This is a genomic window from Acidobacteriota bacterium, from assembly GCA_009838525.1.
In the GTDB taxonomy this organism is placed as follows: domain Bacteria; phylum Acidobacteriota; class Vicinamibacteria; order Vicinamibacterales; family UBA8438; genus VXRJ01.
Map to the genome: position 1 here is coordinate 154,162 of VXRJ01000014.1, position 8,398 is coordinate 162,559.

Sequence of the window (8,398 nt, forward strand, 5' to 3'; positions counted from 1 at the left end):
CGGGGACACAGTCGGAATCGAAAGACGCCGCAGGCAACTGAACGACGCGTGCGACGCCGCCGGCGTCGATCCACCGACGACCACTGACCGAGTTCTCATTGCCATCCCCACGCGCAACATCGAGACCTGGTTGTCCTATCTCGGTGGGAAAGACGTAACGGAAACGGACGTCTACCCGCGGTTGTCGAGGCCGGGCGATTGTCGGCCACATGTCGACGCCCTGGTGCAAATGTGCCGCACCAACCAGTTGCGGCCGACGGCGCCGCCCTCACTCGAGGCCGCATGCACCGGCTATCGGAACGCCTTCCGAGCAAGGTGATTGACGCCGCAACGGTCCGGCCGTTCCTGAAGTGGGCCGGCGGCAAGCGCCAACTGCTGCCGGTACTGCGGCGCTTCTATCCGGCCCGTTTCCGTGGCTACCACGAGCCATTCCTGGGAAGCGGCGCGGTCTTCTTCGACCTCGTGAACCAGGGTCGCCTGCCGGCGGAGCGAGTGCGTCTGACCGACATGAACGCCGACCTGATCGGCTGTTGCCTGCGTCTGCGCAACCAAACGAATGAAGTGGTGGCGGCCCTCCGGCGGCTGGACGACGCACGGCGACGCGATCCGGACGCGCACTATTACCGAGTGCGCGACGAGCAGTTCAATCCGGCCCGCGCCGCGATTCTGAACGGTGCCCGGCCCCGCCCCGACCGCTACACGCCGGAGCTGGCGGCGATGCTCATCTACCTGAACCGGACCGGCTACAACGGCCTCTTCCGGTTGAACGCCAAGGGCGCGTTCAACGTGCCGCGCGGCCGATTCGTCAACCCGCGTGTCTGCGACGAGGACAACCTGCGGGCGGTGGCGTCGGCGTTCGAGGCCGTGCACGCCACCATCGACTACGCACCCTACGACGCGTTGGTACAGCACGCGCAAGCGGAGGACTTCATCTATCTCGATCCGCCCTACGCACCCCTCAGCCGAACGGCGCATTTCACGTCGTATACGGCTGGCGGCTTCTCGAGCGCCGATCAGCGCCGTCTGCAGCAGGTGGTGCTGGAGCTCGCTGATCGCGGATGCTTCGTGCTGCTCAGCAACTCGACGGCGGCAGAGATCGGACGGCTCTATGACGGCAACCGCGATGCGGCGCGCGCCGGCATCCGGGCGCACCGCGTGCCGGCGCGGCGCGCGATCAACTCGAACACTACCGGGCGTAGCGGCGTGATGGAGTACGTCATCACCAACATCGCGGCGTGACGACGATGGCGATCACGCTGGGATCCGAACGGGCGCTCCGCGACGGCGTGCTGGACGGTGCGCGTGTGGGCGTGGTGTCGAACCCGGCGTCGGTGGACCGGCAGTTCCGCCACGTTGCGGATCGCGTCGCCGCCCTGCCGGGCGTCACGCTCGCGGCGCTCTTCGGGCCTCAGCACGGCTTCCATGCCACGGCACAGGACAACATGGTGGAGACCGGCCACGCGCGGCATCCGCGCCTGGGCGTGCCGGTCTACTCCCTCTACAGCGACACGCGCGAGCCGACCGCCACGATGCTGAAAGGACTCGATCTGCTGGTGATCGACCTGCAGGACGTCGGGACGCGCGTCTATACGTACATTTGGACGATGGCGAACTGCCTGCGCGCCGCGGCACGCGCCGGCGTCGGTGTCGTCGTCTGCGACCGGCCGAATCCCATCGGCGGCGAGGCCGTCGAAGGACCGGTGCTCGACCCGGCGTTCGCGTCGTTCGTGGGCCAGTTGCCCATCCCGCTCCGGCACGGCATGACGATCGGCGAGCTGGCGCGGCTGTTCAACGAGGAGTTCGGCATCGGCGCCGACCTGCAGGTGGTCGCGATGGAAGGCTGGTCGCGCGCGATGTGCCACGATGAAGCCGGCGCGCCGTGGGTGATCCCGTCGCCCAACGTGCCGACCCTCGACAGCGCGATCGTCTACCCGGGCATGGTGCTGCTCGAGGGCACGATGCTGTCGGAGGGGCGCGGCACCACCCGGCCGTTCGAGTTGGCGGGCGCTCCCGGCGTCGAACCGGACGCGCTCGCCGCCCGCCTGAACGGGCTCGGCCTGCCCGGCGTGCACGCCCGCCCCGCGACGTTCGAGCCGACGTTCCAGAAACATGCCGGCGCCGTCTGCGGCGGCTGCCAGCTCCACGTCACCGATCGCCGCGCGTTCCGGCCGGTCATGACGGCGGTCGCCCTCATCGCCGCCTGCCGTGACGCGCTGGGAGAAGCATTCCGCTGGCGTGAGCCGCCCTACGAATACGAGGCGCAGAAGATGCCGATCGACATCCTCGCCGGCACCGACGCGCTCCGTCGTGACATCGAGCGGGGCCGCCCCCTGGAAGCGATGGCCGCCGACCGGGACGCCGCCGTCGCCGCGTTCGCTCCCATTCGAGAGCGCTATCTGCTGTACTAGGAGGGATGGATGATCGCGGACGGAGAACCATGAACGCGGACGGAGGAGGTCGGATGGACGCGAACGAACGGCAGGTCCTGGTGGCGCGGTACAAAGCGGGGTACCAAGTGGTGGCCAATGCGCTCGAAGGCGCCACCGACGCGGAACTGGATGCGCATCCGGCGCCCGGCAAGTGGTCGGCGCGGCAGATTGTCCATCATCTGGCCGACAGCGAGATGACCAGCGCGATCCGGCTGCGGCTGATGCTTGCTCATGATCGGCCCGCGATCGGCGCTTACGATCAGGACGAGTTCGCCCGCCGGCTCCACTACGACCGGCCGCTCGCCACGTCCCTGGCGGCGTTTCGCGCGGCGCGCGACGCGACGGCGGAACTGCTCGACCGGCTGAACGAAGAGGACTGGATCCGGCTCGGCGTTCACCCCGAACACGACAGTTACGGAGTCGAGGAGTGGCTCCGCATCTACGCGGCACACGCGCACGACCACGCCGATCAGATCCGGCGCGCCCGGGCCGTCGCGGGCACCGGCTGACGCCGCCGCAACATCACGTCGTTCCCCAGCCCCTATGGCCCGATCCACCGCGTTCACTGTCGATCTGACGATACGGATCGTCGCCGCGCCGACGCGGGTGCTCTCGGCCTTCTTTGACGCGAGAGCGCTTTCCGCGTGGTGGAACACCATCGGGTCCGTCACGGCACCGCGACCGATGGGAGTCTACGCGGTCGAGTGGGACTCGACGCCGTTCCAGGACGCCGTGCTCGGCACCCTCGGAGGCGTGCTCTACGGCACGGTCATGGAGTTCCAGCACGGTCGCGAGTTCTTCCTCGCGGACGTGTACTGGCTGCCGCCGGAAGGCGATCCGATCGGACCGATGGCGCTGGAGGTGACGTGCGGCGTGGACGGACCGGCAACGCAGTTGCGGGTGCGGCAGCATGCGCTCGGCGACGGGCAGCGGTGGCAGCACTATGGCGTCCTCATGCAGACGGGCTGGGAATCGTCGCTCGAGTCCCTGAAGCGCTATATGGAGGACGGCGCCATGCCCCGCCTGCCCCCGCGCGGAGTCCCGCCGCCCCGGCGCTAGGGGCTCGTGGTGAAACCCCGCGTGGCACCGAAAGCGGCGAGGCGCACGGCATGGCGACGCGACAGATAGTCATTGTCGGCGGGGGCGTTATTGGCTCGTCCATCGCCTGGCACCTCCGGACCAGCGGGCGCGGCGTCGACGTCACGGTCATCGAACGGGATCCCGCCTATCGCCGCGCGTCGTCGTTTCTGGCGATGGGGGGCGTCCGGCAGCAGTTCAGCTCCGCCGCCAACATCCGCCTCGCACAACGCAGCATCGGCTTCTACCGGCGGTTCGACGAGACGATGGGCGCGCCCGGCGCGCGGCCCCGGGCGTGGCTCCGGCAGCGTGGCTATCTCTTTCTCGTGAACGACGCAATGGTCGAGCGGTTCGAACGCCGCTATGCGACGCAGCGGTCGCTCGGCGCGAACGTCGAGCGGCTGAGCGTCGAGGCGATCCGCGCCCATGCGCCGGACCTGCGGCTCGATGACATCCGCTTCGGCCTGTTCGGCCCCGACGACGGCTACGCCAACCCGCGCGAAGTGCTGGCCGGGTTCCGGCGGGCGGCGGAAGCGGCGGGCGCAACCTACGTAACCGGGTCGGTGACCGGGGTGGCGGTTGCGGGCGGGCGCGTCCGGGATGTCACGCTGGACGACGTCAACGCCGTTCCTGCCGATGCGCTCGTCAACGCGGCGGGGCCGTTCGCCGCGCGGCTTGCCGCGATGGCGGGCGTCGATCTGCCGGTGGCGCCGGTTCGACAGCACCTGTTCCGGTGCGCCCTTCCCCACCGCTGGCCGTACCGCTTTCCGGTCGTGATCGACCCGACCGGCGTCCACTGGCGGCACGACGACCCGGCCGCGCCGGACGGGCAGGATCGAATCATCGTCGCGAAGACAAGACTGGACGAGCCGGCCGGCGAGAACTTCGACTGCGACCTGTCACGCTGGGAAGACGATTTCCGGCCGCCCCTGGTGCGGCGGCTCCCGGCGCTCGGCGCGGTCGAGCTGATCGAGGGGTGGGCCGGACTGTACGAGATGACGCCGGATCACAACCCGCTCATCGGCGCGCATCCGGCTATCGCCGGCTTCTACCTCGCGAACGGTTTCAGCGGCCATGGCCTTATGATGGCGCCCGCGGTCGGTGCGGCGATGGCCGAGCTGCTGACGACCGGCGCGTCGACGCGCATCGACATCGCACCGTTCGACCCGACACGGTTCGCCCGGGGCGAGACGTTTCACGACGACGCCATGATCTGACAATGCAGTTCAGGACGATAGCGGACATCGGCGCCGAGCTTCGCGCCGGCCGGACAACGGCCGCCACGTTGGTGGATGACTGCCTCGCCGCCATCGCCGCCCGGAACGACGAATTGAACGCGTTCGTCCTGGTGCGCGACGCGGAGGCCCGCGCGGAGGCGCGTGGTGCGGACGAAGGACTGGCCGACGGCGAGGACCGCGGCCCGCTGCACGGCATTCCGATCGCGCTCAAGGATCTGATCGACCTCAAGGGCACGCCTACCACCGCCGCGTCACGGCCGCTGTTAGCCAACGTGGCTCGCGCCGACGCGCCCATCGTGACGCGCCTCTGTGACGCCGACGCGGTAATCGTCGGCAAGTGCAATCTCCACGAGCTCGCCTTCGGCACGACCGGCGAGGAATCGGCTTTCGGCATGACCCGCAATCCGTTCGCCCGGGACCGGAGCGCCGGCGGGTCGAGCAGCGGCTCCGCCGTCGCGGTGGCGACCGGGATGGCTGTCGCCGCGATCGGGACGGACACGGGCGGTTCCATACGGATTCCCGCCTCCGCCTGCGGCGTGGTCGGCCTGAAGCCGACCCATGGCGAGGTGAGTCTGGAAGGTGTCGTGCCGCTCGCGCCATCGCTCGACCACGCGGGACCGATCGCCCGGACGGTCGAGGACGCCGCAACCATCTTCCGCATCATCCGGGACGACGACGTGGGGGACGACATCCCGGAGCCGCCCGCGCGGCCCCGCCTCGGGATCCCGCGCCGCTATTTCTTCGACCTGGTTGAGCCGGCGGTGGAGGCCGCGTTCGACGCAGCCGTCGCTCGCCTGGAATCCGGCGGCGTGGCGGTCCGCGGGACCGACATCGCGGGGGCCGAGGAGACGACGTCCGTGTATGCCCGGACCCAGCGTTCCGAAGCGTTCCGGTGTCACGCCAAACTGCTCGAACGGCACGCCGCCGACATCTCGCCGGGCGTCCGCGAACGGCTCGAGTCCGGCCGCAGCGTAGCGGACGACGACTACGGCCGAGCCCAGGAGCGGCGGAAGGTGCTCGCGGCGGCGGTAGATGCGGCGCTGGCCGGCTGCGATGCGCTGCTGCTGCCGACGCTCCCGATCCTACCGCCGCCCATCGGCGCAGAGACGGTCGAACTGGACGGCCGCGATGAACCGGTCCGCCCGCTCATGCTTCGGCTGACCCAGCTCTTCGACGTCACGGGCCACCCGGCGCTATCGACTCCGTGCGGCGACGCGGATGGCGTGCCGGTCGGCCTGCAACTGGTCGGTCGCCGTGGCGAGACGGACCGGCTGCTGGCCCTCGCGGCCGCGTGGGAGCGTGTGATTCGGGAGTAAGGGCGCGCGGGTTCGGTCTACCGGCCCGGTCCGCCGGTCCGGTGCGCCGGTCTCCAGACCGGCATTCTCTTGTCTATTGCCGGCGTGCCAATGGGTAGACGCCGGCGCACCAGCCTAGCCGCCTGACAGCTCGCCGTAGCTGCCGCCGGGCGTCGGCTCGGTATCAACCGGAAGGCCGGCATCGGCCCAGCCCTCGTTGAGCACCTGCCCGGTGTACCGGTCGCGCGCGCCGCCGAAGCCTCCCAGGACGTTGCAGACGTTCGTGTAACCGGCGCTCACCAGAATCTGCGCCGCCTGCGAAGAGCGGCCACCCATCTGGCAGCCGACCAGCAACTTGGCGTCCTTCGCGTAGTTCGCCTGCATCACGTCGAGAAACTGCACGTTCGGCTGCATCATGCCGGTAGCGGGGTCCCGGTGCAGCAGCGGCACGTTGTGCGCGCCGGCCGGGTGGCCCGCATCGTACTCGGGGATCGACCGTACATCGACGTACGTATAGTCCTCGCTCGCGCGCAACGCCTGCGCCTGTCTCACATCCACTTGTGTCACGCTCATGCGCGGAATAGTAGCATCCGCATTCGTGATTGCCCCGTTTTTTCACCGCTGGGAACACTCACTGGTGGCGCGCACCACGGACCGGGTGGTCCGGCCGTTCGAGTGGGGACTGGACTGGGTGTTCGAGACGGCGCCCCGCGACGATCCGGGCAGCGCGCTTCGCGACTGGGCGGCAGAGCAGACCGCCGCCAGCGAACGGTTCTACGCCGCCCCGGCGGCCCACGACTTCAGCTTCGACGGGTTCAACCTCTCGTTCCCCAGCGCGTTCCGGACGCCGCACCCGGAAAACAACACGGTCCGCGCGCGGTACTTTCCGGCGGCGGCCCGGAAGAACGGCGACCCGCCCAAGCGGGCCGTCGTCATACTGCCGCAGTGGAACGCCGGCTTCGACGCACACATCGCACTGGCCCGGATCATCGCTCGGGTCGGCATCAGCGCGGTCCGGCTCAGTCTTCCGTACCACGACGAGCGCATGCCGCCGGAGCTCCACCGGGCCGACTACATCGTGAGCGCGAACGTCGGGCGGACGGCGCAGGTCTGCCGGCAGGCGGTGCTCGACGCGCGCCGGACCGTCGACTGGCTGGTAGGGCAGGGCTACGAACGGATCGGCATCCTCGGGACCAGCCTCGGGTCGTGCCTCTCGATGCTGACGGCGGCGCACGATCCGCGCATCCGGGTTGCGGCGCTCAACCACATATCGCCGTGGTTCGCCGACGTGGTGTGGGAGGGGCTGTCGACGGCGCATGTGCGGGAGGGGCTCGACGGGTCGATCGACCTGCCGCTGCTGCGCGACTGCTGGCTGCCGATCAGCCCCGCCCCCTACGTGCATCGAATGCGAGGAACCCGAACCCTCCTCGTGTACGCGCGGTACGACCTCTCGTTTCCGGTGCGGCTCTCGCGCCAGCTCGTGGATCAGTTCCGGACCGAGGGCGTCGATCCGGAAGTGTCGGTTCTCCCGTGCGGGCACTACAGCACGGGAATCGCCCCGTTCTCGTGGCTGGACGGATGGGTCCTGGTGCAGTTCCTGCGCCGGGCGCTGTAGCCGGACAGCGACCCGGATCAGCGCGGGCCGCCACATGTAGCATGGCGACTCCTGTCACCCCGCCCGAAGATCAGGGCCGGGTCGCGTCGACGCCGTCCGGAGTCGCGTCCACCGGCTCACCGAGGCCGAGTGCGCCGAGCGAAGGACGGACCTCGGGTGGTCCGACGACGACCACCGCGAGGGCGTCGGGGTCCAGTCGCCGCCGCGCGGCGGCGGTGGCGGCGGCCGCGTCGACCGCCTCGACCCGGGGGACGAACGTCGTGTACTCGTCGTCCGGCAGGTCGAACAGCGCGAGCCGGAGGGCCGCCCGCGCCACCTGCCCCGAGGTTTCGAAGGCGCGCGGAAAGCCGAGCGTAATCGCCGGCTTCGCGACGGCGAGCTCCTCCTCGGTAACCGGGCGAGCATCCCGGATGGCGTGCAACTCGGCAATGATCTCACGAACCGCCTCGGCGGTGACCGCCGCCTCGACCGCCGTCCCGACGTCGAACGGCCCCCGGCCTCGGCGTGCGTCGAAGGACGAATGAACACCGTAGGTATAGCCCTTCGCCTCGCGCAGGTTCATGTTGAGGCGGCTGGTGAACTGCCCGCCCAACACCATGTCCATCACCCGGACCGCGTGGAAGTCGTCCGCCTTCCGGGCAATGCCGAGATGCCCGACCCGGATCTCGGACTGCACCGCCCCCTCGCGCGGGACGAACGTCAGGCGAGCGGCGGGCGGCGCGGGGTCGGCGGGGGGATCTGGCA

Annotated in this window: 9 protein-coding genes; 7 read left to right on the forward strand and 2 right to left on the reverse strand. The window is 69.8% G+C overall.

Translation table 11 applies throughout. The features are described 5' to 3' along the window. Positions 1-231 precede the first annotated feature (231 nt). The 6 genes from F4Y45_04820 to F4Y45_04845 are packed head-to-tail and all read left to right on the forward strand — an operon-like array spanning position 232 to position 6,060. Positions 232-1,239, forward strand: a complete 1,008-nt coding sequence (locus F4Y45_04820) for a Dam family site-specific DNA-(adenine-N6)-methyltransferase (GenBank protein ID MXY23827.1) — start codon at positions 232-234, stop codon at positions 1,237-1,239. A gap of 5 nt (positions 1,240-1,244) precedes the next feature. Then, positions 1,245-2,408 (forward strand): DUF1343 domain-containing protein, encoded by a 1,164-nt coding sequence (locus F4Y45_04825; GenBank protein MXY23828.1) that lies wholly within the window; start codon positions 1,245-1,247, stop codon positions 2,406-2,408. A 5-nt stretch (positions 2,409-2,413) separates the two neighbouring features. Then, on the forward strand, positions 2,414-2,938 hold the full coding sequence (locus tag F4Y45_04830) for a hypothetical protein (protein MXY23829.1): 525 nt from the start codon (positions 2,414-2,416) through the stop codon (positions 2,936-2,938). 34 nt (positions 2,939-2,972) lie between these two features. Further along, positions 2,973-3,488 (forward strand): hypothetical protein, encoded by a 516-nt coding sequence (locus tag F4Y45_04835; protein MXY23830.1) that lies wholly within the window; start codon positions 2,973-2,975, stop codon positions 3,486-3,488. A 50-nt stretch (positions 3,489-3,538) separates the two neighbouring features. Then, positions 3,539-4,723 (forward strand): FAD-binding oxidoreductase, encoded by a 1,185-nt coding sequence (locus F4Y45_04840; GenBank protein ID MXY23831.1) that lies wholly within the window; start codon positions 3,539-3,541, stop codon positions 4,721-4,723. 2 nt (positions 4,724-4,725) lie between these two features. Then, on the forward strand, positions 4,726-6,060 hold the full coding sequence (locus tag F4Y45_04845) for an amidase (GenBank protein MXY23832.1): 1,335 nt from the start codon (positions 4,726-4,728) through the stop codon (positions 6,058-6,060). A 114-nt stretch (positions 6,061-6,174) separates the two neighbouring features. On the opposite strand, the gene F4Y45_04850 is transcribed toward F4Y45_04845, so the two are convergent. Continuing rightward, positions 6,175-6,612: a rhodanese-like domain-containing protein gene (locus tag F4Y45_04850; protein MXY23833.1), complete on the reverse strand. Its 438-nt coding sequence runs from the start codon at positions 6,610-6,612 to the stop codon at positions 6,175-6,177. Between the two features lie 64 nt (positions 6,613-6,676). Here F4Y45_04850 and F4Y45_04855 point away from each other — a divergent pair, with 64 nt between their 5' ends. Next, positions 6,677-7,654 (forward strand): abhydrolase domain-containing 18, encoded by a 978-nt coding sequence (locus tag F4Y45_04855; GenBank protein MXY23834.1) that lies wholly within the window; start codon positions 6,677-6,679, stop codon positions 7,652-7,654. Positions 7,655-7,724: 70 nt separating this feature from the next. On the opposite strand, the gene F4Y45_04860 is transcribed toward F4Y45_04855, so the two are convergent. Next, on the reverse strand, positions 7,725-8,398 hold a 674-nt coding region (locus F4Y45_04860; protein ID MXY23835.1), incomplete at its 5' end, for an insulinase family protein.